24 protein-coding genes and 1 tRNA gene are annotated in these 23985 nt (G+C 63.1%); 15 read left to right on the top strand and 10 right to left on the bottom strand.

From position 1 onward, the window contains the following. Positions 1-23: 23 nt before the first annotated feature. Entirely contained in the window at positions 24-707 is a 684-nt protein-coding gene (locus OSH07_RS15740; protein ID WP_266339619.1) for a FadR/GntR family transcriptional regulator, read from the bottom strand. A 421-nt stretch (positions 708-1128) separates the two neighbouring features. On the opposite strand from OSH07_RS15740, the gene OSH07_RS15735 reads away from it, so the two are divergent. Then, on the top strand, positions 1129-3093 hold the full coding sequence (locus tag OSH07_RS15735) for an autotransporter outer membrane beta-barrel domain-containing protein (RefSeq protein WP_266339618.1): 1965 nt from the start codon (positions 1129-1131) through the stop codon (positions 3091-3093). A 104-nt stretch (positions 3094-3197) separates the two neighbouring features. On the opposite strand, the gene OSH07_RS15730 is transcribed toward OSH07_RS15735, so the two are convergent. Continuing rightward, a tRNA-Met gene (locus tag OSH07_RS15730) sits at positions 3198-3274 on the bottom strand. Between the two features lie 338 nt (positions 3275-3612). Here OSH07_RS15730 and aspT point away from each other — a divergent pair. Next, positions 3613-5304 (top strand): aspartate-alanine antiporter, encoded by a 1692-nt coding sequence (gene aspT / locus OSH07_RS15725; RefSeq protein WP_266339617.1) that lies wholly within the window; start codon positions 3613-3615, stop codon positions 5302-5304. A gap of 10 nt (positions 5305-5314) precedes the next feature. Next, positions 5315-6928, top strand: a complete 1614-nt coding sequence (locus OSH07_RS15720) for a bifunctional aspartate transaminase/aspartate 4-decarboxylase (protein ID WP_266339616.1) — start codon at positions 5315-5317, stop codon at positions 6926-6928. A 359-nt stretch (positions 6929-7287) separates the two neighbouring features. Here the strand turns inward: OSH07_RS15720 and OSH07_RS15715 are convergent, their stop codons facing one another. Beyond that, entirely contained in the window at positions 7288-7692 is a 405-nt protein-coding gene (locus tag OSH07_RS15715; RefSeq protein ID WP_266339615.1) for a PRC-barrel domain-containing protein, read from the bottom strand. A gap of 389 nt (positions 7693-8081) precedes the next feature. Here OSH07_RS15715 and OSH07_RS15710 point away from each other — a divergent pair, with 389 nt between their 5' ends. From OSH07_RS15710 to OSH07_RS15700, 3 genes are read left to right on the top strand one after another with little or no spacing between them, the layout of a single operon-like run. Then, the gene (locus OSH07_RS15710) at positions 8082-9584 is read left to right on the top strand and encodes a sensor histidine kinase (protein ID WP_266339614.1); all 1503 of its coding nucleotides are present in this window, start codon (positions 8082-8084) and stop codon (positions 9582-9584) included. A 33-nt stretch (positions 9585-9617) separates the two neighbouring features. Further along, the gene (locus OSH07_RS15705) at positions 9618-10031 is read left to right on the top strand and encodes a response regulator (protein ID WP_266339690.1); all 414 of its coding nucleotides are present in this window, start codon (positions 9618-9620) and stop codon (positions 10029-10031) included. Between the two features lie 2 nt (positions 10032-10033). Next, complete coding sequence (locus OSH07_RS15700; RefSeq protein WP_266339613.1) at positions 10034-11071, top strand: histidine kinase dimerization/phosphoacceptor domain -containing protein; 1038 nt, start codon at positions 10034-10036, stop codon at positions 11069-11071. A gap of 52 nt (positions 11072-11123) precedes the next feature. Here OSH07_RS15700 and OSH07_RS15695 read toward each other — a convergent pair whose 3' ends face one another. After that, entirely contained in the window at positions 11124-11837 is a 714-nt protein-coding gene (locus OSH07_RS15695; RefSeq protein WP_266339612.1) for an SOS response-associated peptidase, read from the bottom strand. A 101-nt stretch (positions 11838-11938) separates the two neighbouring features. On the opposite strand from OSH07_RS15695, the gene OSH07_RS15690 reads away from it, so the two are divergent. Beyond that, the gene (locus OSH07_RS15690; protein WP_266339611.1) at positions 11939-12124 is read left to right on the top strand and encodes a hypothetical protein; all 186 of its coding nucleotides are present in this window, start codon (positions 11939-11941) and stop codon (positions 12122-12124) included. A 1236-nt stretch (positions 12125-13360) separates the two neighbouring features. On the opposite strand, the gene OSH07_RS15685 is transcribed toward OSH07_RS15690, so the two are convergent. From OSH07_RS15685 to OSH07_RS15675, 3 genes are all read right to left on the bottom strand, one after another. After that, on the bottom strand, positions 13361-14605 hold the full coding sequence (locus tag OSH07_RS15685) for an NRAMP family divalent metal transporter (protein ID WP_266339610.1): 1245 nt from the start codon (positions 14603-14605) through the stop codon (positions 13361-13363). Between the two features lie 110 nt (positions 14606-14715). Next, the gene (locus tag OSH07_RS15680; RefSeq protein ID WP_266339609.1) at positions 14716-15288 is read right to left on the bottom strand and encodes a general stress protein; all 573 of its coding nucleotides are present in this window, start codon (positions 15286-15288) and stop codon (positions 14716-14718) included. A 17-nt stretch (positions 15289-15305) separates the two neighbouring features. Further along, positions 15306-15602, bottom strand: a complete 297-nt coding sequence (locus OSH07_RS15675; RefSeq protein WP_266339608.1) for a PepSY domain-containing protein — start codon at positions 15600-15602, stop codon at positions 15306-15308. A gap of 306 nt (positions 15603-15908) precedes the next feature. Here OSH07_RS15675 and OSH07_RS15670 point away from each other — a divergent pair, with 306 nt between their 5' ends. From OSH07_RS15670 to OSH07_RS15660, 3 genes are all read left to right on the top strand, one after another. Further along, entirely contained in the window at positions 15909-16412 is a 504-nt protein-coding gene (locus OSH07_RS15670) for a YciE/YciF ferroxidase family protein (RefSeq protein ID WP_266339607.1), read from the top strand. 141 nt (positions 16413-16553) lie between these two features. Continuing rightward, on the top strand, positions 16554-17174 hold the full coding sequence (locus OSH07_RS15665; protein WP_266339606.1) for a cysteine hydrolase family protein: 621 nt from the start codon (positions 16554-16556) through the stop codon (positions 17172-17174). Positions 17175-17208: 34 nt separating this feature from the next. After that, on the top strand, positions 17209-18168 hold the full coding sequence (locus OSH07_RS15660) for an SDR family oxidoreductase (protein WP_266339605.1): 960 nt from the start codon (positions 17209-17211) through the stop codon (positions 18166-18168). A 36-nt stretch (positions 18169-18204) separates the two neighbouring features. Here OSH07_RS15660 and OSH07_RS15655 read toward each other — a convergent pair whose 3' ends face one another. Next, positions 18205-19461, bottom strand: coding sequence for an NAD(P)/FAD-dependent oxidoreductase (locus OSH07_RS15655; protein WP_266339604.1), 1257 nt, complete (start codon positions 19459-19461; stop codon positions 18205-18207). Between the two features lie 51 nt (positions 19462-19512). Continuing rightward, a complete protein-coding gene (locus OSH07_RS24460) occupies positions 19513-19713 on the bottom strand; it encodes a KGG domain-containing protein (RefSeq protein ID WP_338149886.1) in 201 nt (66 codons plus the stop codon). Between the two features lie 195 nt (positions 19714-19908). On the opposite strand from OSH07_RS24460, the gene OSH07_RS15645 reads away from it, so the two are divergent. From OSH07_RS15645 to OSH07_RS15630, 4 genes are all read left to right on the top strand, one after another. Further along, the gene (locus OSH07_RS15645; RefSeq protein ID WP_266339603.1) at positions 19909-20172 is read left to right on the top strand and encodes a helix-turn-helix domain-containing protein; all 264 of its coding nucleotides are present in this window, start codon (positions 19909-19911) and stop codon (positions 20170-20172) included. Positions 20173-20512: 340 nt separating this feature from the next. Then, complete coding sequence (locus OSH07_RS15640; protein ID WP_266339602.1) at positions 20513-20767, top strand: DUF982 domain-containing protein; 255 nt, start codon at positions 20513-20515, stop codon at positions 20765-20767. 98 nt (positions 20768-20865) lie between these two features. After that, positions 20866-21054 (top strand): hypothetical protein, encoded by a 189-nt coding sequence (locus OSH07_RS15635; protein ID WP_266339601.1) that lies wholly within the window; start codon positions 20866-20868, stop codon positions 21052-21054. Between the two features lie 155 nt (positions 21055-21209). Then, positions 21210-21419 carry a hypothetical protein gene (locus OSH07_RS15630; protein ID WP_266339600.1) on the top strand — a complete coding sequence of 70 codons (210 nt, stop codon included), beginning with the start codon at positions 21210-21212 and terminating at the stop codon, positions 21417-21419. 74 nt (positions 21420-21493) lie between these two features. Here the strand turns inward: OSH07_RS15630 and OSH07_RS15625 are convergent, their stop codons facing one another. After that, entirely contained in the window at positions 21494-22465 is a 972-nt protein-coding gene (locus tag OSH07_RS15625; protein ID WP_266339599.1) for a helix-turn-helix domain-containing protein, read from the bottom strand. A 708-nt stretch (positions 22466-23173) separates the two neighbouring features. On the opposite strand from OSH07_RS15625, the gene OSH07_RS24530 reads away from it, so the two are divergent. Beyond that, positions 23174-23977, top strand: a complete 804-nt coding sequence (locus OSH07_RS24530) for a glycosyltransferase family 32 protein (protein ID WP_420909638.1) — start codon at positions 23174-23176, stop codon at positions 23975-23977. Positions 23978-23985 lie beyond the last annotated feature (8 nt).

The following is a 23985-nucleotide window of genomic DNA, read 5'->3' as shown; positions in this document are numbered from 1 at the left end:
GTCTTCGACTATCGATATGAGGGTTATTTCAGGCGGCCGAGACGGGCATCCAGCGAAGCGCGGACATCCGCCTCCGCGCCCTCCAGCAGGGCAATCAGCGCGCGCGAGGCGGCGTCCGGATCGCGCCGCTCGATGGTTTCGACGATCTCGCGATGCAGGCCGAGCGAATGCATCTGGCCGGCAGGGTTGTCGTCCGTCAGGCGGAAACTGATCACCAGAGCCGTCTCGATCAGGGCGGAGAGCGAGCCGATCAGCTCATTGCCGGACATGTGCAGGATCGCCTGGTGGAAGGCGAGGTCCGGAACGGCGAACCGCTCGCCGTCGCTGCCGGCCTGTTCCATCTCGTCGAGCAGCGCGCGCAGCTCGGCGATCTGTTCCGGCGTCGCGCGCTCGGCCGCCAATGCGCCTGCCATCGGCTCGATCGCCCGGCGCAGCTCGAACAGGGAGCGCGCTTCCTCGGCCGTGGTGCGCGTGCTGAAGCGCCAGAGCAGGACGTCGGGATCGAGAAAGTTCCAGTCCTTGCGCGGGCGGACGCGCGTTCCCGTGCGCGGGCGCATTTCCACCATGCCCTTGCCGGCCAGGACCTTCACCACCTCGCGCAGGCCCGTACGGCTGGCGCCGAAGGCGGCGCTCCAGTCGTCGCCGTTCGGCAGCTGGTCGCCCGGAACGAGCTCGCCGCGCACGATGCTGAGGCCGATCTCGTTCAACAGCCGAGCATGCAGGCCGGACCGGGAAGAGCCCTCGATCCGCGGTCTCGTGCGGGATGCCCTCGCGAGGGCGTCGGCATTCTTCATATCATTCACACCATTCACACAGATGTCATGCCCCGGCCCTACTAAGCACACCATCGGCCACGCATCCAGAGTATTCGATACAAAGACGCATAAATAGTTCTCGATATAATTCGATATCTAGAGATCTTATCGATCTGGCTGGATCTATATTCCGGCCCGATACATCTATTCATAGCGATGTATCCCGCGCATTGATTTTGCTGACTTCTATTAATTCAGCGAGATCACCACAAATCGATTTTGAATCTTGCCACCGTCGAGGGCTGCCGCCGTCGGGGAACGATGTCGCGCGGGCTGAGAAATCGACGCAATGCACCAACAGGAATTCGACAGCATGCCATCCACGATGATCGATACTGCCGGCGAAACCGCCCGCCGCCCGGCTCCGCATCAGCGCCGCCTTGCCGCCATGAAGAACGCGGCCGCCGGCCGCCTTCCGAAGACCCTGATGTCCAGCCTGCTCTGGTCGACCGCGCTCGTCGCGACGTCGCTGCCGGCGCTCGCCGTCGAACCGTGGATCATGGTCGAGCGCAACTTCTTCCTCGATGCCGACCCGGCCCGCGGCCAGGGCGTCACCTCGGACGGCACCTACTGGTACTTCTCGGGCACGCATTCGCTCGAGATCGCCGACAGCAACTTCAACACCGTCTCGATCAATTCCGACGCGATCGCCGCCTCGCTGAAGATCCCGTCCGAGTTCTCGGATGCGGGCCTCAACCACATCGGCGACATCGATTACGCTAACGGGCTGCTCTACATCTCGCTCGATTCGAGCAACCGCGACCCGGTGACCAACCTCAAGTACAACAACCCGGTTTTCGCGATCTATGACGCGACGACGCTGGAATATACCGGCCAGGCCTATGTGCTCAATCCGCCGGACGGCACCGTCGATATCGCCAGCTGGGTGGCCGTCGACGCCAAGGCCGGCCTCGCCTATGGCATGGCCTATGACAACGCCACGCAGATCGCCGTCTACAACCTGTCCGATTTCAGCTTCAAGGAATACATCCCGCTGTCGCAGGTCGTGGACCAGGCGCAGGGCGGCAAGATCCTCGATGGCTGGATGTATTTCTCCAGCGACGACGCCGAGAAGACGCTGAGCCGCGCCAATCTCAAGACCGGCGAAGTCGAGGTTCTCGGCTATCTCAAGCTCGACGCCGAGCAGGAAGTCGAAGGCCTCTCCTTCAAGTGGACGAAGGATGGCTGGTCGCTCAACGTCCTCGACCGCGAAGAGAGCTCGCCCGGCAATGGCGAGGAAGGCGTCGCCTTCTACAAGTATCTGCGCCCCTACGGAAACGTGCTCTCCGGCGAGATCCATTCCGACATCAAGGGCGGCCTGATCGAGGATAGCCGCTATGTCCGCGACGCGGCGAACCGCCGTCTCCGCTCGGCCTTCAACGCGATCGCCACGCCGCCGTCGGTGACCGCCACCTTCGACGCCAACGGCCTGCATGCAGCGCCGGCCAATACGGACGGCATCGTACTCTGGGGCGAGGCGCTGGCCCTGACGGCCGACGCCAAGGGCTCCGGCTATGCCGCCGATTTCGACCGCACCGCGGCCGGCTTCGTGGCGGGCGTCGATGCCCCGGTCGGCGGCTGGCGCGTCGGTCTGCTCGGCGGCTACAGCCATTCGAGCTATGACGTCGACGATCGCGCCTCGACCGGTTCGAGCGACAACTACGATATCGGCGTCTATGCCGGTACCCAGTGGGGCGCGCTCGGCTTCCGCTCCGGCGCGATGTATGGCTGGCACGAGATCGACACCCGCCGCAACGTTGTTTTCCCGGCGTTCAGCGAGTCGCTCTCGGCCGACTACAACGCGGCGACCGCGCAGGTCTTCGGCGAACTGGCCTATCGCCTCGACATGGGCAAGAGCGCGATCGAGCCCTTCGCCAACCTCGCCTATGTCCACCTGGACACGGACGGCTTCTCCGAGACCGGCGGCACCATCGCGGCGCTTTCTACCGACGACTCGACGACGGAAAACACCTTCTCGACCTTCGGTGCCCGCGCCTCGACCAAGTTCGATCTCGGCAAGACCAAGACGGCCCTGCACGGCATGCTCGGCTGGCAGCACGCCTATCAGGACGTGACGCCGGTCTCCACCTTCGCCTTCGGCACCGGCGCCTCGTTCGACAGCCTCGGCGTGCCGATCGCCAAGGACGCGCTGGCGCTCGAAGCCGGCTTCGACGTCTCGCTGACCGACAGCGCCACGCTCGGCGCTTCCTATTCGGGCCAGATCGCCAACGACGTCCAGGCGCACGCCTTCAAGATCAACTTCGACGTCAAGCTCTAGTCGTCCGATCCCTTTCCCCGCCGGCGCCAAGCGCTGGCGGGACTTCAAAGGGCCAGCCACAAAGAAAAAGCCCCGGATCTTGCGATCCGGGGCTTTTTCCTTGCTGGTTGCGGGGACCAGATTTGAACTGATGACCTTCAGGTTATGAGCCTGACGAGCTACCGGGCTGCTCCACCCCGCGTCACGCGCGGCGACTTTGTCGTCGCGCAGGGGTGATATAGGGGGTCTGGCCGCCGTTTGAAACCCCACCCGGCGAATTAATCGCGGGTTATGCACGGCGACGAGCCAACGCATTCCAGCCACCGGATCCCCGCCTTCCGCGCCGGGCGGCCGGCGTCGACCTACGCCCGGCCCGCATTGTCTCCAACGACCGCCGACAGGCCATCGAGACATCTTCCAACCGCCAGTAACCATCACCGCGTAAAGCATATCGCCAGGAATTGACCGGGATCGATACGTTCCGATTTGACATCCAAGCTTTTCGGTATCCTGATGACGGCAGTTTCGTTGGAGGTTCCGATGCACTGGATACACGAAATCTTTCAACAATCCCCCGAAATCGCCCTGTTTCTTTCCCTTGCCGGCGGCTATGCGATCGGCAAGATCCAGTTTGGCAAGTTCCAGTTGGGCGGCGTCGCCGGCTCGCTGCTGGTGGCGGTGCTGATCAGCCAGGTCGGCGTCTCGATCGACAACGGCGTCAAGTCGCTGCTGTTCGCGCTGTTCATCTACGCGGTCGGCTTCGAGAGCGGCCCGCAATTCTTCCGCTCGCTCGGCCGCCAGTCGTTGCGCGAGATCGCCATGGCCGTGGTGCTCGCCGTCAGCGGCCTGCTGACCGTGGTCGTGCTCTCGCGCATGTTCGGGCTCGACAAGGGCCTCGCCTCCGGCATCGCCGCCGGCGCGCTGACGCAATCGGCCATCATCGGCACGGCCAGCGCCGCGCTCTCCAAGCTCGGCCTCGCCGCCGACGAGGTGCAGCGCCTGCAGGGCAACGTCGCCGTCGGCTACGCGGTCACCTACATCTTCGGCTCCTTCGGCGCGATCATCATCTGCGTCAACCTGCTGCCGAAGCTGATGGGCCGCAGCATCCGCGACGACGCGATCAAGGCAGAGGCCGAACTTCTCGCGGGCGTCCGGGTCTACGGACCGGGCGAATCCGCCGCGACGCCCGACCTGGTCGGTCGCATCTTCCGCGTCGACCAGGTCGCCGGAAAGACGGTCGCCGAGGTGGAGGCCGGAACGCCGAAGGACGCGGCGATCGCCATCGAACGGGTCAAACGCCGCGGCAAGCTGATCGGCGTCGAGCCCAATCTGCAGCTCGCCAAGGACGACATCGTGCTGCTGGTCGGCCGCCGCGCCGGCATGGTGGCGACAGCCCCTTCGATCGGCCCCGAACTGCAATCGTCGGAGGGCATGGATGTGGTCGTGGCGCTCCGCGACGTCACGATCAGCAATCCCGAATTCGTCGGCAAGACGGTCGGCGAGATCCGGGACATCGCCGCAGCGGACCTCCGGCACGGCATCTTTGTCGTCGGCCTGAAGCGGGCCGACCGGCCGCTGCCGCTCGAACCCGACACCAAGATCGAGACCGGCGACGTCGCGACGCTCTACGGCACCGACCAGGACCTGCAGCGCGCGGCCCGGTCGATCGGCACGGTTCTCGTCCCGAGCGACAAGACGGATTTCGTCTTCCACGGCCTCGGCCTCGTCGTCGGCCTGCTGATCGGGCTGATCGTGGTCCGCATCGGCTCGGTGCCGCTGACGCTCGGCAGCGGCGGCGGCGCGCTGCTGTCGGGCCTGCTGTTCGGCTGGTATCGAAGCCGCAACCTCGCCATGGGCAACATGCCGACGGCGGCGTCGACGCTCCTGCGCGATCTCGGCCTTGCCGGCTTCGTCGCGGTGGTCGGGCTGCAGTCCGGCCTGCAGGCGGTCCAGACCATCGCCACCAGCGGGCTGTCGATCTTCCTGATCGGCGTCGTGGTGACGATCCTGCCGCTGATCATCACCATGCTGTTCGGCCGCTATGTGCTGAAATACGACAACACGGCGGTCTTCGCCGGCGCCCTCGCCGGCTCGCGCAGCGCCAATCCGGCCTTCGGCGAGATCCTCGACAAGGCGGGAAACTCGATCCCGACCACGCCCTTCGCCATCACCTATGCCCTCGCCAACGTGTTCCTGACATTGCTCGGCCCCCTGGTCGTCGCATTCGCCTGAGGAGAACGTCATGCCCCGTGAAGACTATAGCCAGTATGCCAAGCTCAGCCCGTTCGAGCTCAAGGACGCGCTGATCAAGATCGCCTCGAGCGACAAGAACCGGCTGATGCTGAACGCCGGGCGCGGCAATCCGAACTTCCTCGCGACGCTGCCGCGGCGCGCCTTCTTCCGGCTCGGCCTGTTCGCGGCGACGGAGTCGGAACTCTCCTTCTCCTATATGGCCAACGACGTCGGCGGCCTGCCGAAGATCGAAGGCGTCGAAGGCCGCTTCGAGCGCTATATCGCCGACCACCGCGACCTGGAGGGGGTGGCGTTCCTCGGCCGCGCGCTCAGCTATGTCCGCGACCAGCTCGGCCTGTCGGCGTCCGATTTCCTGCATGAGGCGGTCGAGGGCATCCTCGGCTGCAACTATCCCGTCCCGCCGAGAATGCTCCGGGTCAGCGAGGAGATCGTCAAGCAGTACATCGTCAAGGAGATGGCCGCCGGCTTCGTCAACGCGTCGGAGATCGACCTGTTCGCCGTCGAAGGCGGCACCGCCGCCATGACCTACATCTTCGACACGCTGAAGCAGAACAAGCTGATCCAGGAAGGCGATACCGTCGCGATCGGCATGCCGGCCTTCACGCCCTATATCGAGATCCCGGAGCTGAACAATTACCGGCTGAAGCAGATCCACATCAACGCGGACCCGAAGGCCGACTGGCAATACCCGGACTCCGAGATCGACAAGCTGCTCGACAAGGACGTCAAGATCTTCTTCTGCATCAACCCGAGCAACCCGCCCTCGGTGAAGATGGACGATCGCAGCGTCGAGCGCATCACGAAGCTGGTCAGCGAGAAGCGCCCCGACCTGATGATCCTCACCGACGACGTCTACGGGACGTTCGCGGACGACTTCAAGTCGCTGTTCGCCACCTGCCCGGCCAACACGCTGCTGGTCTATTCCTTCTCGAAATATTTCGGCGCGACCGGCTGGCGCCTCGGCGTCGTCGCGGCGCAGCGCGGCAATGTCTTCGACAAGAAGCTCGCGGCGCTGCCCAAGGCCGACAGGAAGGAGCTCGAAGAGCGCTATTCGACCCTGGTGCCGGACGTCTCCGCGCTGAAGTTCCTCGACCGCCTGGTCGCGGACAGCCGCACCGTGGCGCTCAACCATACGGCCGGCCTCTCGACGCCGCAGCAGATCCAGATGGTGCTGTTCTCGCTGTTCGCGCTGATGGACGAGAACGACAGCTACAAGGGCGAACTGAAGAAATTGATCCGCCGCCGCGAGGCCGCGCTCTATCGCGAGCTCGGCCTGCCGCCCGAATCCGGCGGCAACCAGGTCGACTACTACACGCTGCTCGACCTCGAAGACATCGCGCGCCGGCTCTATGGCGACGACTTCGCCGCCTGGGTGACGAAGAACGTCTCGCCGACCGAACTGCTGTTCCGCATCGCCCACGACACCGGCGTCGTGCTGCTGCCGGGCAGCGGCTTCGGCACGCTGCATCCGGCCGGCCGCGCCTCGCTCGCCAATCTGAACGAGTTCGAATACGCCAATATCGGCCGCTCGCTGCGGAAACTCGCCGATCAGGTCCACCAGACCTATCAGGGCGGCAAGAAGAGCAAGCCCCGAAAGGGCTGACGGCCGGCGCCGGGACCACGGGCTGCCGCCTTCGGCGACGACGGGCGAAGGGGCGCCACCGGCCCAAAACAAAAAACCCGCCGGTTAGGGCGGGTTTTTCGTATTTGGTTGCGGGGACACGCAACCAGCTTAGCTTGACACCAAGAACAGACAGCGAATTGGGCGGCTTTCTGCGGTTCACGAAGGTGCTGCCAATCTAGTGTCCTGGATACCAGAGGATCTGTCCACGCCCAGCCTAGCGCACCAAAAGCTGTCCGACGCTTTCGTCATCAGGACTATGAGGCAGGCGGCGCAATCTCTGCCTGTTCCGCGTCTCCGGTCGCCAGCCGCGACGATGGCCGCGCCGTCGCGGGCAACCTTTACTCGGCGTACTTGAATTCCGGCGCCGTCGTCAGGCTCTCCTTGGTCGCGGCATGGAGGATCGTTTTGCCCTTCTGGGTGGTATCCAGTTCCCGATATGGGACGGCGACGAGCTTCGAGCCCAGGCCCAGGAAACCGCCCACCGATACGATGGCGTAGGGTACCTGTTGGTCGGCGGTGAGGATGAGGTCGTCGACCGAGCCGATCTTGTCGCCATTCTCGTTCTCGACGGTCGAGCCGATAATCTTCGACGCCCGCCAACCGGTGGCGATCGTGGCGGGGTCGAGCTTGACCTCGCCGACCGTCTCCTTCGGCGCGGGCTTGGAATCCTGCGCGTAGGCCGGAACGGCGATGGGAGAGGCCAAGACCGCCAGAACGGCCAGTTTCGCGAACATCTTCGTCATCCGAGTGTCTCCGGGTTGTTGCGTGATCATCAACCCGCGCATAGCGGAATCGTTCCTTGCCGCAGTTAATGGCCGGGACAGGAAATTTGCCTGGGGCGTCCGCGGCCTTGCGAAGGCAGTCTCCGAGATAGATGCGGAACTGCGGTGCTGTCCGCCTTGAATGCTGCAGCATCTTCCCGATGTCGCGGGCCTCGGTCCCGCTTCTTCCAGCCGTCATCGCCGCAGCCCAAGATTGTGCCCGGCTGCAGATTGCCGTGGCGACGTTGAGAATGGCACGCCTGAGCCGCGAAAGGGGGCAGAAAGACCCTGATGATGCCCCTTCCCTCCTCCCTACCATTGGCGTACTGACAAGGGCGTCCAGCAGTCGACTGGGCCTGAAATGTGGTCCCATGCCGATCTCGAAAAGCGCCCTCGTCCGCTCGACGGTCCTCTTCATCCTGCTCGGCCTTGCGGCCCTGCTGGCCATCGTCGGAGCCATGTTCTGGCTCGTCAGCGAAACGGCCGACAGCTCGAAGGATCTGATGCAGGCGCGTACCGAACGCTCCTTGCTGATCACCCTGCGAAGCCTGGGCCAGGACGCCGAGACCGGTCAACGCGGCTACCTCTTGACAGGAAACCCGCTGTATCTGGCGCCCTATGAGGACGCAGTCGCGAAGTTCCCAGCCCAGATGGATCGTGTCCAGGCGGCCTTCGAGGGAGATAAGGAGCAGGCGGCCCTGATGGCTCGCCTGCGGCAGACGCTGACGGCGAAGTTCGACGAACTGAAGCGGACGATCGACCTTGCAAAAGGCGGCCAGCACGACGCGGCCATCGCGATCGTCAATGCCGACAGCGGCCGCGAGCTCATGGACGATGCCCGTCAATTCTTCGAACGTTCCATCGCCCGCGCTGATCAGGCCGTGCTCGACAGCATCGCGCGCCAGCAGCGAGGAATCGAGCTGCTTCGCTGGGTGACGTTCCTCGGCGCCCTGGTCATCCTGGTGGTCGTCGGCGGGTCCGCCTGGACCGTCTGGCAATATACTCGCCAGTTGGTGATGGCGCAGCGTGAGGTCGCGACCCTCAACGCCGACCTCGAGCGACGCGTCAGCGAGCGTACCGCCGACCTTGGCCGCGCCAATGAAGAAATCCAGCGCTTCGCCTATATCGTGACGCATGATCTGCGCGCGCCACTCGTCAACATCATGGGGTTCACGAGCGAGCTCGAAGCGAGCCTGGACGCGCTGCAGGACTACGTCGGCCGCGATGAAATGCCATCCACCGGCGACGAGGACGACAAGCAGGCGGCGGCGGCCCGCGTGGCGGCGTTCGACGATCTGCCCGAGGCGATCGGCTTCATCCGCTCGTCGACCCGCAAGATGGATGCGCTGATCAACGCCATCCTGAAACTGTCACGTGAAGGACGCCGCACCCTGAAGCCGGAGAGCATCGAGCTGCAGGCGATCCTCGAGAATGCCGCGGACGCCGTACGCCATCAGATCGTCGAGGCGGGCGGCGAAGTCACCATCGCCGGTGCGCCGCCGGCGCTGCTGTCGGACCGCCTCACGCTGGAGCAGATTTTCGGCAATCTGCTCGACAATGCCGTCAAATATCGGGCGCCGGACCGGCCCCTGCGAATTCACATTCAGGCCGGAACGGGCCCCGGTAACACCATCCAGGTCAAGGTCGCCGACAATGGCCGCGGCATTGCCGCCCAGGACCATGAGCGCATCTTCGAGCTGTTTCGTCGGTCGGGATCGCAGGATCAGCCCGGCGAAGGCATCGGGCTGGCGCACGTCCGATCCATGGCCCGCAATATCGGTGGCGACATCGTCGTCCGGTCGGAACTGGGAACGGGGTCGACATTTGAACTCACATTCGCGCGCGACCTGCGCAAAATCATCGGAGCTGCCTAAGTGAACCAGCACGCCAAACCGGTCGTCATCGTCATGATCGAGGACGACGAGGGCCATGCCCGCCTGATCGAAAAGAACATCCGTCGCGCCGGCGTCAACAACGAGATCCTCCCGTTCACGAACGGCACTGACGCGCTAAAGTATCTGCTGGGGCCCGATGGTTCGGGTCTGGCGAGCGCCGGCCGCCAGATCCTCGTGCTCCTCGACCTGAACCTGCCGGACATGACCGGCATCGACATCCTCGAGAAGATCAAGTCGAACGCCCATACCCGCCGATCGCCAGTCGTTGTCCTGACCACGACGGATGACAGTCGCGAAATCCAGCGCTGCTACGACCTCGGCGCCAACGTCTACATCACCAAGCCGGTCAATTACGACGGTTTCGCCAATGCGATCCGTCAACTCGGCCTGTTCTTCGCGGTCATGCAAGTGCCGGAAACCGAGTAGCAATGCCGAACCGGCCCGTCTCTATCCTCTACATCGACGACGATCCGGGCCTCACCCGGCTCGTGCAGAAGACTCTCGGCCGACGTGGCTATACGGTGGAATCGTCATCGACCGGTGAGGCAGGTCTGGCACGGCTTGCTGATGGCGGCATCGATGTCATCGCCCTCGATCACTTCCTTCCGACCGGTACGGGTCTCGATTTCCTCGGCGATCTCGCCCGATTGCCCGAGCGGCCACCGGTCGTCTACGTCACGGCCTCCGGTGACACGACGGTGATCGTCGCGGCCCTCAAGGCCGGCGCCGCCGACTACGTGCCGAAGGCCGTCGGTGAGGAGTTCCTGGAGATCCTTGGCAGCGCGATCGACCAGGCGGTCGAGAAGGCGCGCTTGCAAAGGGCGCGGGATCTCGCCGAGCACGAAATGCGGATCGCCAAGGAGCGCGCTGAGATCCTGCTGCACGAGGTCAATCATCGCGTCGCCAACAGTCTCGCGATTGTCGGCTCGATGATCCGGCTGCAGACCAACGCCGTGGCGGACCCGCATGTGAAGCAGGCGCTCGGCGAGGCGCAGAGCCGAATTGCAGCGATCGCCGGCGTTCACCGCCGGCTGTACTCGTCGCACGACGTGCGCAACGTCGAGCTTTCGGCCTATCTCGGCGGCCTGGTCAGCGAGCTCGAGACCACGATGAAGGCGTCGGGTCACACCTCGACGACGCTTTGCCAGATGGACACCGCCTTCGTCCCCACGGACAAGGCGGTGACGGTCGGCGTCCTGGTTACGGAACTGGTGATCAACGCGTTCAAGTACGCCTATCCCGATCAACAGACCGGCGAAATCCGCGTCATCCTTCGGATCGAGGATGCAGACCGGCTGGCGCTTATCGTCGAGGATGACGGCGTCGGCCGATCCAGTGCGAACTCGTCGGGTGGAACCGGCGTCGGCAGCCGCATCGTCAGTGCGATGGCAACCAGCCTCGATGCCACGATCGCCTACTCCGAGCCGCCCGGCTGCTCCGCTCGGCTATCCTTCAAGGCGAGTTAGCGGACGCGTAGACGGCAAGAACGACATCGTCAAAGCTCCCGGCCAGGCGGCGCTATCCATCCTGCTTCGTCCCGCGGGCGACGACCTGGAGCGCGCCATCCGGCAGCGGTCGCTGCATCTCCGGCACCTCGTTCGCCGGCGCCGTCATCCAGCGCTCAATCTCGGCCTCGGTCCGCAGGATGACCGGCATCGCCTTCGGGTGGATCGCCTTCACCTCGGCGTTCGGCTCCGTTGTCAGGAAGCCGAACAGGTCGTTCGTCGTTTCCCCTTCCCTCACCTTCCGCACGCTGGTCCAGTTGGTCCATATACCGGCGAAGAAGGCGAGCGGCCGATCCTCGGAAAGGGCGAACCAGATGTCGCCGCCGGCGTCGCGGTTGAATTCCGAGAAGGACGTGAACGGCACCAGGCATCGGTTCTCGACCCCAAGCCAGCGCTGCCAGTGCTTGCTGCCGATGTTGCGGATATTGGTGGTGCCGGAGTCCGGCTCCATCCGCAGCAACTCCTTGAAGTCGACCGTCTGCCCCTTCGCCTCTAGCTTGGCTGCCCGCTTCTTGGTCGCCTCCATCAAGGCGAATTGCGAGGTCGGCATGCCCCACCGGGCCGTTGCCAGCTCGCGGACACCGTCGGCACTGGTGCGCACGATCGGCGCGGCATAGTCGGGGAAGATGCCGGGCAACGGCGGCACATTGCCGGCGTAGTCGCGCAGCGCTTTGGCGAAGGCGCGAATGGCATCCTGCGTTCGGGTCATCGAGTAAAGGTTGCACATGGGGCGAGCCTATCGGGGAGATCGGCCGCCTTCAACCAGAGGCAGATTGACTCTCTCTCGCATGAGAACAAAATAGGAACATAAACCCAGAGGTGACCACCATGGCGCATGCCGCCAAGACCATCGATGCCGAGCAGACCGCGCTCGACGAGCGGGTCGATAGCCTGCTCGCCGCCCACAATGGCGACGCCCGCGCTGTGATCGAGACGCTCTTGCTCACAGCAGATAGCCGCGCCGCGAGGATCTCGTTCGGCTATGTGCGCGGCCGACTACCCGATGAGCCATGAGCATTGGTCGCCCCCTCTCGCCTTGGGCGGTCCTATCGCGGCTGGAACAGAGGGTCAGCCAGCAGAAGGAGGTGCGGCTCACACCGGCGACCGCGGCCCTCTTGTTGCAGGCCCTGCGCGCGTATCTGGCCAACCCCAGACGGGATGAGATCGCGGCCATCATGTGCATGCGCCACAACATCAAACGCGAGCCCTGCCAGCCACTCTGCCGACGGTGCAGGGAAACGGCATGGGAGTTGAAATGCCTGATGCGTGGAGAGATAAACCCCTTCGGCGACGGGGACGATCGCTAGCAGCGGTCTTGTCTAGAACGCCTGGCTGACGTCGAGAGCCAGAAGTCCGACAGCCAAGCAACATCCGATCGTGGCCGCAACCAGACCGACATACATCATCGCGTAGGCAAACGATCTAAACATGCTCGCAAAGGTAGCATGCGAAAAAAGCTGATGATATCGGCACTAGAGTACCGTGCCATTCCGTTCCGGACTATTGTGTTCCCTGACCATTCATTCAAAACTGCCTTGACTCTCATGAAGGGAGCCGCGTTGTGAGCGCGCAATGTCGGAAGATGACTCTCTCTATAGCCTGATGAAACGGGCACTTGATGGAGACGAGAGACGGGACCACTCGCATGGAGGTCCTGTTCATCCACGGATTGCCCATCTCGAAGAAGAGCTGGCCCAACGGGACGCCAAGATCGCCGACCTCAAAAGCTTGGTCTGGGTCCTCTGGGCTGCGCTATTCTGCGTGTTCCTGGTATGGGGACTGAGGGAATGGCTGTCCAGATAGCCAAGCTCGTCTCCAAAAGAAGCGGCGCCAGAGCGAGCTTTCCGTGAGGATCTATTGAAGACATTTGATGCAACCCGCCCCGAGGCGCGAAGTCAGACCCTCTTCTCCATCGCAGCGGCAGCCATTCCGGGTCTACGGCAGCCAGCGCCAGGCGGATCGTGATATCTTCTTTGCGGCTCATGAAACCCAACCTCTCAATCGCGAGGAGTGTGCAATCAGGGAGAAAGCAATAGGGCCGCGCACGCCGCGTCTCTGAGCAGACCTTGCGGCGGGCGGGCCCCTGAGCGCCATCAACTAGGCCCTCGACAAGCCAACGCGTCGGGCCCGGGGCGGTTGCGAATGGATGCTTTCGTGAGAGCCAATATTGAAGGCGCGCCTGAGTGCAAATCTCACCGCCAGCGCCCATCAGCGCAGCAGAGTTCTCACGAGCTCCTGGAGCTGCGAAGGTCAGAAAATGACCATCGCCAACGCCGTTGCGCCCATCAGGAATGTAGTCAGCCACCCCAGAACCTTAAGCGCCAACGGGGCGGTATAGTCCGCCATGACAGAACGCCTTGAGACGGCGACCATCATTCCAGCGAGAACCGGAACCGCCACTATTCCGTTCACGACCGCACTCCAGAAGAGCGCCTTGATGGGACTGAGCGGCGTCCACTCGATCGAGAGCCCGAGTACCACCCCTAGTGCGATCACTGCGTAAAAGGCCTTGGCCCGCATTGGGCGATGCTCAAGGCTCGCTCTCCATCCGCCGATCTCGCAGATCGCATAGGCCGACGACCCGGCCAACACCGGGACGGCAAGCATCCCTGTTCCAATGATTCCCAAGCTGAAAATGGCGAAGGCTAAATTGCCAGCAACTGGCTGCAGCGCCTTCGCGGCGTCCGCCGCGCTTGCGATGTTCACCTGGCCAGCCGCGTGCAACGTTGCCGCCGTTCCCAGCATGATTGCGAGCCCGACGATGTTCGAGACAGCCATGCCGACAAAGGCATCCCAGCGAATTCGGACAAGCGCGTCCTCGCCCTGAGATGGGGCTTGCTTCAGCGGCTTCCGCTCGGGGACCCGGTGGATCTCCTCGACCTCCTGGGAGGCCTGCCAGACAAAGAGGTAAGGACTGATCGTCGTGCCGAATATGGCGACTATCGTCGTAGTGGCATCCCGGCTGCTCAACCGCGGCACCAACATTCCGATAGCCACCGTCGCCCAGTCGATCTTGACCATGAAGAGAAGCGCGACATAGGACAAAAGGACGAGCGTCAACCACCTCAGATAGTCGGCGTATCGATGGTAGGGAATCCAAAGCTGGAGGATCAGCGACGCCAGTGCAAAGGCAACGGTGAAGGCGAGTTGGGCCCGTCCGGCCAAGAGCGCAGCGGCCTCCCCCATCGCCGCCAGATCCGCACCGACATTGATCGTGTTTGCCACGAACAACAGCGCCGCCAGACCCAAGACCACCCAGCGGGGCAGCGTTGCTCCCAGACTATGGATGAGCCCCCTGCCGGTGACACGCCCGATGCGGGCGCTCAGCATCTGAACAGCGACCATGAAGGGGTACGAGAAGACCAGCGTCCAAAGGAGCGTGGGCCCGAATTGGGCCCCTGCCTGGGAGTATGTCGCAATGCCGCTGGGGTCGTCGTCTGCCGCACCGGTAATGAGACCGGGACCCAGCCGCTTCAATTGCTCGCCAAGGCTCATGGCCGCCTACCTGGAAGCCTCAGCTCGCGCCACAAAGGCGGCGCGAGCGCGAAACCGAGATCAAGCCGTGGGGTAGGAACATCCGCAACGGCCTGCCCCGCAGGGAATGCCTAGATCTCATCCTCTCGCCGAAAAGCGGAAGGAGGCGCGTTGGGATCAAAGCGCGTCCAGCCTCCCCGCTCGTAGTCGGCTCGACGCAGGTCGAGGTCGACAGAGCCGCGCTGGAGGATCGTTGTCGCGGCTCCGACGTCCGCGTCCTCGACACGCGCGGTGACCAAGGTCCCGCCGCGCCGGACACCCTCGGCATAGACGTTTGCGTCCCTTTCGGGAATGCCCGAGCTGGTCATCGCGCCAACGATACCGCCTGCAGCGCCGCCCACGACCGCTCCGGCGGCAGCGCCCGCAGCCGTCGAAACGAGCCAGCCTGCCGCCACGACTGGCCCGACGCCGGGGATGGCCATCAGGCCGAGCCCCGTCAGAAGTCCGCCCAAACCTCCGACCGCGGCGCCCAGGCCGGCGCCGGCGCCCGCATCGGCTCCCACGTGCGAATCTTCGATCTCGCCGTTCTGGCCCGATGCAACCACGCTGATGTCGTCCCCTGCGACGCCAAAGGCCTGGAGCTGGTTGACGGCGGCCGCGGCCTCGGCACGACTATCAAACAGGCCGGAAACTGTAGTCGTCATTTTGTATGCTCCCATCGCTACTTGCTGGTGACGTTGCCCTGAAAATCGACCTGGACATCGACGGTTGCGCCATCCTTGGTCGCCTTGCCGCGCCAGATGCCGTTGTCGTCCTTGGAGAGGCCTGACACAGCGGTAAATCCGGCATCAACGATGCGAGCTCGCGCCTGTTCTTCGGTGAAACTATTGGCGCCGGGGACCGGGGCCTTCGGGTTTGTGGATCCCTGGGTCGATACAGCGGGGGTCGTCGCATCCTCCGCGATCGCGGGCAGACAAAGGGCGGCCGAGACCAGCCCGGCTAAGGCTATGGCTTTCATGGAAGTCTCCTCCAAAGGCGCTCCATCTTGAGCGCAGGCGACGAAGACCAATCCCCGCGAAGGCACGAAGTTCCCGAACATTGCACCCTTGCGGAGAGCCCGGCCCAAAGCCGGCGGCGCTGCGGACAGCGCTTCTGCGAATTTCATGGGACGCGGAACCATGGGCCGTGGCGACAGTTGAAACAGCTTCATCCCCGGACCGCCAGGCGTAGCTGACCGCGGTCGGAGGAAGGGGCGGCTGGAGCCGTCATTGCCAGATCGAACCAAGCATCAGCAGCCCGGTACGAAACCGAGGAGGAAACTGTCATGAGCCTGTTTTCGAAAGACATCACGAGCCTGGACGAATTGTTCGTGCACCAGCTTCGGGACATCTACTACGCCGAAAATCAGATCCTGAAGGCCCTTCCCAAGATGGCAGAGAAGGCCAATTCGGCGCCGCTTGCCGAGGCTTTCCGCAATCATCTTGCCGAGACCAAGGAACACGTGAACCGCCTCGAGGAGGTGTTCGAGCTTCACGGTGTCCAGGTGAAGGGCGTCGACTGCCCGGCGATCGACGGCATCATCGAGGAAGCGGACGATGTCGCCGGCGACGTCGACGATTCGGCCGTTCTCGATGCGGCGCTGATTGCGTCTGGCCAGGCGGTCGAGCACTACGAAATGGCCCGCTACGGCACTCTCGTCGCCTGGGCAAAGCAGCTCGGCCGTGACGATTGTGCGGCGCTGCTGCAGCAAAACCTGGATGAAGAAGGCGCAGCCGACAAGAAGCTCTCAGCGCTGGCAGAAGGCGGCGTCAACGCTCGCGCGGCGTGAAAATGGCTCGCTGGCGCCTGCTGCGTACCCTGCTGGGAACGCGGCTGCGCTATCGCAAACCGCCCCGCATCCGGGCACGGCCCTGGTACTATCCCGGATAGTCAGGACCGTCCTCTGGGGCTCAGGAGATGGACGGCCGCTGTGGACGAAATCAAGTCATCGTCGTTTCCGTGGCAACCGACCGAGCGGACCGTTCATCTCTGCATCGACATGCAGGGCCTGTTTGCGGCGGATGGACCATGGCCGACACCCTGGCTGGAGGCTGCTCTTCCGAACATTCTACGCATCGCGGAGTTCAGACCCGAGAGGGCCGTCTTCACCCGCCTCATCCCGCCTCGTACTGCCGAGAACGCCCGGGGCACCTGGCGGCATTACTACGACGTCCATGCTCATGCGACCCGGCAACAGCTGAAACCGGTTTCGCTTCAGCTGTTGCCACCTTTGGCTGCGCTCGTGCCGCCAGCGCTTGTCGTCGACAAGCCCGTCTATTCCGCATTCCTTGGGTCCGATCTGCGCCGCATCCTAATGACGCGGAAGGCCGATGGACTCATCATCACCGGCGCCGAAACCGATGTCTGCGTACTCGCAACGGTGCTTGATGCGGTCGATCTCGGATATCCGGTCTTTGTGATCTCCGACGCGATCTGCAGCTCGACAGACGCCTCGCATGACGCAGTCGTCACCCTTTACCGGACGCGCTTCTACCGCCAGGTGCAGGTTCTGTCGACGGATGCGCTGCTGGAACGCTGGCCGCGAAACTGATGCTTTCAAACAACTCTATAGAAGGGAGGGAACGATGAACTCGGCGAACAAGGCTGCGGAGAGGCAGCGCCGGATCCAGCGACAGGTCGACAGCAACGACGCCTCCGCTTCGCCACGACGCGTCGAGGCCATGCAGGCCGGCGCGCGTGCCTATCCTGCTCCCCCCTTCCCTAAGCAGCGCCACCCAAAGCCTGGACATGAGAGCGAACTCGAGCCGGCCCCGATGTATGAGGCACCCTTCTGGGAGGGATCGGGAAAGCTCGATTCCAAGGTTGCGCTGATCACGGGCGGCGATTCCGGCATCGGCCGGGCCGTTGCGGTTCTTTTTGCCCGCGAGGGGGCTGACGTCGCGATCTTCTACCTCACGGAACATGACGATGCCGAAGAGACGAAATCTGCCGTCGAGGCAGAGGGGCGGCGCTGCGTCCTGATATCCGGCGACGTCAGCCGACGAGAGGATTGCCACGGCGCCGTTGCAAAGACCCTGAAGGAATTCGGCCGCCTTGATGTTCTCGTCAACAACGCGGCGTTCCAGGTGCATTCCGACGCCTTTTCCGACCTGACGGAAGATCACTTCGATGCGACGCTAAAGACCAATCTCTACGGCTATTTCCATATGGCCCAGGAAGCGGCTGCGCACATGCAGCCCGGCTCGGCCATCGTCAATACCGGTTCGGTCACCGGACTTACGGGCTCCAAGAACCTGGTCGACTATTCCATGACGAAGGGCGGCATCCATGCTTTCACGCGGGCGCTGTCCGCGAACCTGATTTCAAAGGGGATCCGGGTGAATGCGGTCGCACCAGGCCCGGTATGGACTCCGCTCAACCCGTCGGAGAAGAGCGCCGAGGACGTGGCGCAGTTCGGAGCCGACACGCCGATGAAACGCCCCGCGCAGCCGGAGGAGATTGCTCCGGCCTATGTCTTCCTGGCGTCGCCCCAATGCTCGAGCTACATCACCGGCGAGATCCTTCCGATCGTCGGAGGCTACTAGCACTCAGCACTGGTACTTAGCTCCGCCGCTCCTAGTTCATCGGTCCAGCGCGAAATCACTGAACCACTGTCGTTCCTCGCCGGCGACGATCGCAGCGATCATGCGCGAGGCAATATAGCTGAACGTGATCCCGTTGCCGCCGTAGCCATAGGCGGCGATAGCCTGGGGCGCCCGAGGAACCCGGCCTATAAGTGGCAACCCGTCGGCGGTTTCGCCAAACGCGGCCGACCAAGAATGGCTGACGTCGAACTCCAGCTGCGGCTGCAGGCCGCGCATGCGCTGGACGAGCCGGGCAGCTTTCTCCGGCATCAAGGATTCCCGCGCGTCCGCAACAGAAATTGCGGCGTCCTCGCCACCGATCAACAGCCGGTCCTGACTATCAAACCGGGCATAGAGATAGGGGTCCGCCGCCTCCCATACCAAAGCACGGTGCGGCCAGAGACGGGCCTCTGCCTGCGGAAGGGTAGCAATACACCAGGTGGAGACTATCCGGTGCAGGTCGGAGGGAACAAAGGACGGCATGTCATAGCCCGTCGCGAGCACGATATGTCGGGCCTCAATCACCGCGCCGGATGCGAGCACTGCCGCGGCACCGTTCTGGGCGAATTGGTAGTCGACGACGGCGTCGGCTACCAGTCGGGCCCCACGCTCGAATGAACGGTGCAGCAGTCCGTTCGCCAGGCGAACAGGATCAGCTTCGGCCGCACCTGAGACGACCAGCGCGGCCGGTCGGCTCATGCCAAAGGATTGCTGCAACTCGGCCATGGATAGATGGGTACTAGGAAGATTCGCCCGGAGTCTCGCCTCCTGTTCCGCCGCCAGGCTGTCGGGTTGGGCGTCGGACTCGGCCAGGTAGAGTGACGGCCTCGCCGCAAAATTGCAGTCGATGGCAAGCCCCGACACAAGCTCACCGAGTTCGCGCAAGGCCGCAAGGCAGCGACCGTAAAGCATGGAGGCCTTGGTAAATCCGTAGCGCTCTGCCAGTTCCACAAGGGATGTGTCGATCTCCCAGAGCAACATCGCGGTGCTTGCCGCCGTACTTCCGCGCCCCGGAAAGGATCGATCCACCATCAGGACGGATTTCCCCTGACGCGTCAGCGCCTCCGCTGCGAATGCCCCCGTGATGCCGGCGCCGACGATAACGACATCGCAGCCGGCGCCACCTCTTAGTTCGAGAATGGGTAACGGAGGCCGTTCATCCGACCAAGGCGCTCTGCCGGAACGCAAAGGATGGATGCGGGGATTTGGCGAAAACTCGGCATTGAGACGTGGATCAGAAGGCAGTCCAGACATCCCCTCCCCCCGAACCGACAGAGGCCCGCCGGACGGCGGGCCTCTCGCAACTTATCGCTGGTCGTTCTGGCGGCCGGGGCGATCCTTGTTGTGGTCGGCACCGCCCTGCTGACGGCTGCCGCCATGCTGGCTCTGCTCGTGCTGCTTCTGGCCACCATGACTATGCTCGCCGCCCTTGCGTCCGGCCTCGGAGGCCTTCTTCGGGCCGTTCGCGAAGTTTCCGGCGCCGCCACGCTTTTCGTTGTCGGGCATTGTTCAAACTCCTCTCTTGCGCTTCCCCCGATAGGACAAGTTCTCAGCGCCAAGGTCGTTCCGAGGACACCGCCAAACATGCCGTTCGGGTGGAGGTGACGCTCCCCTCGGAGCCCGGGCATGTCGCATACATGATAAGGGACGAATATATGCATCCATCCGTCCTAAGCCGCGTTGGCTGGCAGGAGGCCCCGTATGCGGACACCAAGGAACCTGGAGCATGGCCCGGACGGTGACGAAGATCTGCCCGAGGCAGTGATCGCCTTGATTGAAAGCGGCGTCTCGCCCCTCACCGCCGTGCGGCAATGGCGAGGGCTCTCGATCGAGGATCTCGCCATCCGATCCGGTGTCAAAGCTTTCGTCATCCGGAGCGCGGAAGCTGGAAGCGAGCTTTCGCCCGAGGCGCAGGTGAAGCTCGCATGGGCGCTCGATGTTGGCGCGGACCTGTTTATTGACTAGCGACGCCTGAACAAAGCTGCGCCCGCTGCATCGCGGGGGGAAGGATGATCAGCGGGCGCGCCTTGAGTGCATCGCAAGGGTCCGCACTCGACGGATCAACGCCATCCGACGGCGATAGTTGCGCCGCCCCCGCACCCAACTCGCCTCGCCGTTTCTAGATTATCGCTGCAGCGCGTCGATGGCTTGGCAAAGCTCGGAGTGCGCGCCTCGAAGCCAAAGGCCCGCAGGGGTGCGGCGACGGAATCACCTTCGGCGTGGCGGGGCAGCGTCTTGCTCGGGAATTCAGGTCTCCCTCATGAAGGCCGGTGCTTATCCGAATTCTTGCCCTATTTAGCCGGGCATGAACCACAAGTTCGCACCGGTCTACCTCTGGAATTCGGACGGCAAGCAGTTCGCTGTCAGTGACGTGCTCCGCGTCGCCAAGTGGCTGACCGAGCTATGGCCGGCCGAATACCGGGGCACCGACCGGCACATTGAAGCCATGGAGATCTGCCTGCTGGAGTTGGAGGGCAACGCGACGCCAGACGATGTTCGCGCTCTATTCGTCGAAGCGGCGTTCGAAGCCGACCTCTTGGCAGTCGACCTGTTGGCATGAACCGCCCTCCCGAATTGCAAAGGCGCAACCAGGGAGAGTAAGCTGCTGCGACCGTCGGCATGGTTTCGGGCGCCGATGGCAGGGACCGGGAGGTTGAAATGTCCCAGAAGATCTCCTCCGTTATTGTCGAGCTCAACCACTTGGCGGAGCAGGCTCCCGACGCAACAGCTCGTGCCGATCTGCAGGAAGCCGCCCGCACCCTCCAACGGAAAACGACTGCATCGGACCCTGACCATGATCGGGACGACCGGCTGCCTGATGCCACCAATCTGTCGCCAGACGACTGACCAGACTTCAGCGCGTCTGCCTCGACGCCTCGATCAAAGGCGTCGCCCGCACTCGGCTTCTGCAAATGGTGGCAGACTGAGGTACTCTTCCGGCTGTCCAACATCGTCGGAGTCGCAAATGCCAATACAAACTTATGCTTCCGGTCGTCCTGAAGATGGAACTGGAGATGGCTGCGGCGCGACGGCGGCGAAGCCTGTCGGCAGAGGTCGTTGAACGGTTGAGGGTTTCGCCCCTCACCGGGGAGGATACCCACCCCACGGCGCTCGAGATGCGCCGGCAGGCTTTGTGGATAGACATCCAGACCCTGAGAAAGCGTCTCGACGAACTGAGCGAGAAGCTGGAAATTCTAACCGACGGGTCGTGAGCCGTGTGCCTCTGCCGGCGGCCAGAATTGCTATTGCCGCTTCAAGCTCCCATCGTGCATCGCGTGGGAGCGGATCAGCGGTCCAGCTCAGCCAGGAACTTATCCAGCTCGCCAACATGGCGCGGCCCTGCATGGTTCGCCACGCGGTACTCGGACGGGCTAACGCCGAAGCAGGACTTGAAAGCTCGCGAGAATGTTGAAGGGTCGTAAAACCCATAGCGAGCAGCGATGGCTCCGATCTTTTCCTGGTCGTTGGTCACCAACACCTCCGCGATCGCATTGAGGCGCTCCTTTTGAATGACGGCTTCGACGCCCTGATCGGGAAAGATGCGGTAGAGTGCGGACCGGGAGAGACGGAATGTGCTGCAGAGCATATCTATCCCGAGATCCGGGGCTTGGACGCTAGATCGGATCTCGCGAAGAATGCGTTGGTTCATCAGAAAACGCTGCACCTCTCGGGCGTTCTCGGGGTGTCGGGCGAGAGGCGACACGGTAGCGGAAATCAACGCAAGGAGCGTCTTGCGGACCGCTAGCGGGTCGATCGACAGACCGTCGAACAGGCGCCCCCGGAGCGAACTAAGCAGATCCATGAGCAGACCCGCGGAGCCAGACTCGACGATCGGCTCATGGATGCTATCCAAGGTCGACGCCAACTGAACCGATACGGCATCGCGAGGAATGAAAAGGCTGATGACGTCGGTGTCGCTGCCCTGCCCGGAAAACGGCATTCCAAGAGAGGACACATACAGGGTCCTTGGTGCGTAGGGCTGTCGCCAACCATCTGCGATCGGAAGCATAAGCGACCAATGATCTACCGCCGGCTGCCTAACTTGGGTCCACCTTCGCGCATAGCCGAGTCCGGGCATCCGCATGGAAACGAGACCGACACCAGCGAAGTCCCATGCGTTCAGGACTGCCGGAAAGCCTGGTGGTCCGTCCCGCGTGTCGACGCGGGCGACATCAATGACCGTCTCCATGGCGGCGTGCCACATGTCGAACTGCTGATTGGCAGAAACAGTTTCGGTGTCAATCTGAAATCCCGACATTGAAGCCTCGTCAGTCCGCTCCAGCCTTGCAACAGCGGAGGAGAAGGCTACGTCCTTCTGTTGTCGTCTTCCAGACTCCTCGGATGCGGCGGGGCCCTCCACCGCGTCGCATTTGCCCACTCTGCCGGGACGGCGAGCAAGAGGAACAGTCCCCGCTAGAACGCAGGGCTGACGTCGAGCGCAAGAAGCCCTGCGACCCACCAGCATGTGATGGCGGCGGCAATCATGCCTGCATACATCGGTGCAAAGGCGAGCGCTCGTGGCATGTCCGTCAAAGTAGCATGGATCTGGGGTTGGCAGTATGTCGCCTGCTAGAACGAGGCCGCTAGGATGTCGACCGCGGCCTTCCAGATCGCCCACCAGCACAGGAGGGAGAACCCAGTTAGGCTGACGAAGACCGCTGATCGAGTAATGGCCCGTATCATGCTCGCCAAGGTAGCGCCGATCACAGGCTGGTGAAAGCGGCGTGACGGCCGCCACGGCCGCCGCCACATCAGCGTGATGTTCGACGTGACGCCCAGAGAGAGAACCTGAGTGAACCTAACGCGGGCGGGAATGCCTCAGGGAGGCGCCCACGAAGCACCCGCTTGCTTCCGTTGGCGGCCTGGATGACAGCCTGCCTTGGTGGCGAAGCCTGGACATAGGTTATACAAAGCCGGCCAAGGTGCGGCTGAACCGCCGCGTCCACGGATCCCGGAATATCGACTCATGCCAAGAACAAGAATTGGTCCCGTTCACCAGATACTGATCAACCGCCCCTTCAATCGCGCACCCGTCCTCCCCTCTCTCGTTCAGGATAATGTCGACAGACTGAAGCAGCTATATCCCCACTCGCCTTATCGACTTTGGTGCCACGACAGCCTGCGCACCGACCTAGACGCCTTGGGAGGTGATGTTGTCTCAACCTTCGACAAGCTCCGGCCCTTTGCATACAAAGCAGATCTTGCTCGCCTGTGTCTCCTGTACATCTATGGGGGCTTGTACTCGGATCTCTCGCTCTTCTTCCTGAACGCATTCGCGCCTCCCGAGTGGGCGGAGTTCAGCGCCTTTCAAGATGCACCTCAATCGGGCCAGCACTGGACCTCCACCGCCAATGGAATTCTCTGGTCCATACCTGGCAGGACAGAGCTGGAGTTGGCTATCACGGCGATCATGGCGAACTGCTCGTTAGAGTACTACGGCAGCAGCTCGCTTCACCCAACGGGTCCAGCCCTGTTGGGGAAGGCAATGATCAAGGCACTGGCGAATGACTCGGGCGATCGAACCCGGGAATCCCAGTGGATTGGCAAGGCGCGGCTACTTACCCCCGGATCCAGGACAGGAAATCTCGCGTTTTTCGACCCTCATGACAATCTCGTGGCAGTATCACGAAAGAAGGGAGGGACAAGTCTATCGGAGTTGGGGATCGAAGGGGGCAACGATTACAATACGCTATGGAATAGACGTACCGTTTATGGCGAAGGCAGGAAACGTCAGTTAGTGAAGGGTTTCATGCGACGCTTTCAACGATAAGGACAATG

It is taken from the genome of Kaistia nematophila, from assembly GCF_026343855.1.
Lineage (GTDB): Bacteria > Pseudomonadota > Alphaproteobacteria > Rhizobiales > Kaistiaceae > Kaistia > Kaistia nematophila.
The sequence above is the reverse complement of the archived record's forward strand: the minus strand, read 5'-3'. Positions and strand labels throughout refer to the sequence as shown.

Bases quoted from the DNA above. Each gene is read 5' to 3' on its own strand.
- OSH07_RS15720 (WP_266339616.1), top strand. From the start codon at position 5,315: ATGCCCCGTGAAGACTATAGCCAGTATGCCAAGCTCAGCCCGTTCGAG.
- OSH07_RS15625 (WP_266339599.1), bottom strand. From the start codon at position 22,465: ATGTCGGGATTTCAGATTGACACCGAAACTGTTTCTGCCAATCAGCAG.
- OSH07_RS15675 (WP_266339608.1), bottom strand. From the start codon at position 15,602: ATGAAAGCCATAGCCTTAGCCGGGCTGGTCTCGGCCGCCCTTTGTCTG.
- aspT (WP_266339617.1), top strand. From the start codon at position 3,613: ATGCACTGGATACACGAAATCTTTCAACAATCCCCCGAAATCGCCCTG.
- OSH07_RS24530 (WP_420909638.1), top strand. From the start codon at position 23,174: ATGCCAAGAACAAGAATTGGTCCCGTTCACCAGATACTGATCAACCGC.
- OSH07_RS15630 (WP_266339600.1), top strand. From the start codon at position 21,210: ATGGAACTGGAGATGGCTGCGGCGCGACGGCGGCGAAGCCTGTCGGCA.
- OSH07_RS15735 (WP_266339618.1), top strand. From the start codon at position 1,129: ATGCCATCCACGATGATCGATACTGCCGGCGAAACCGCCCGCCGCCCG.
- OSH07_RS15670 (WP_266339607.1), top strand. From the start codon at position 15,909: ATGAGCCTGTTTTCGAAAGACATCACGAGCCTGGACGAATTGTTCGTG.
- OSH07_RS15695 (WP_266339612.1), bottom strand. From the start codon at position 11,837: ATGTGCAACCTTTACTCGATGACCCGAACGCAGGATGCCATTCGCGCC.
- OSH07_RS15700 (WP_266339613.1), top strand. From the start codon at position 10,034: ATGCCGAACCGGCCCGTCTCTATCCTCTACATCGACGACGATCCGGGC.
- OSH07_RS15660 (WP_266339605.1), top strand. From the start codon at position 17,209: ATGAACTCGGCGAACAAGGCTGCGGAGAGGCAGCGCCGGATCCAGCGA.
- OSH07_RS15715 (WP_266339615.1), bottom strand. From the start codon at position 7,692: ATGACGAAGATGTTCGCGAAACTGGCCGTTCTGGCGGTCTTGGCCTCT.
- OSH07_RS15655 (WP_266339604.1), bottom strand. From the start codon at position 19,461: ATGTCTGGACTGCCTTCTGATCCACGTCTCAATGCCGAGTTTTCGCCA.
- OSH07_RS15645 (WP_266339603.1), top strand. From the start codon at position 19,909: ATGCGGACACCAAGGAACCTGGAGCATGGCCCGGACGGTGACGAAGAT.
- OSH07_RS15635 (WP_266339601.1), top strand. From the start codon at position 20,866: ATGTCCCAGAAGATCTCCTCCGTTATTGTCGAGCTCAACCACTTGGCG.
- OSH07_RS15680 (WP_266339609.1), bottom strand. From the start codon at position 15,288: ATGACGACTACAGTTTCCGGCCTGTTTGATAGTCGTGCCGAGGCCGCG.
- OSH07_RS15710 (WP_266339614.1), top strand. From the start codon at position 8,082: ATGCCGATCTCGAAAAGCGCCCTCGTCCGCTCGACGGTCCTCTTCATC.
- OSH07_RS15640 (WP_266339602.1), top strand. From the start codon at position 20,513: ATGAACCACAAGTTCGCACCGGTCTACCTCTGGAATTCGGACGGCAAG.
- OSH07_RS15690 (WP_266339611.1), top strand. From the start codon at position 11,939: ATGGCGCATGCCGCCAAGACCATCGATGCCGAGCAGACCGCGCTCGAC.
- OSH07_RS15705 (WP_266339690.1), top strand. From the start codon at position 9,618: ATGATCGAGGACGACGAGGGCCATGCCCGCCTGATCGAAAAGAACATC.
- OSH07_RS24460 (WP_338149886.1), bottom strand. From the start codon at position 19,713: ATGCCCGACAACGAAAAGCGTGGCGGCGCCGGAAACTTCGCGAACGGC.
- OSH07_RS15685 (WP_266339610.1), bottom strand. From the start codon at position 14,605: ATGAGCCTTGGCGAGCAATTGAAGCGGCTGGGTCCCGGTCTCATTACC.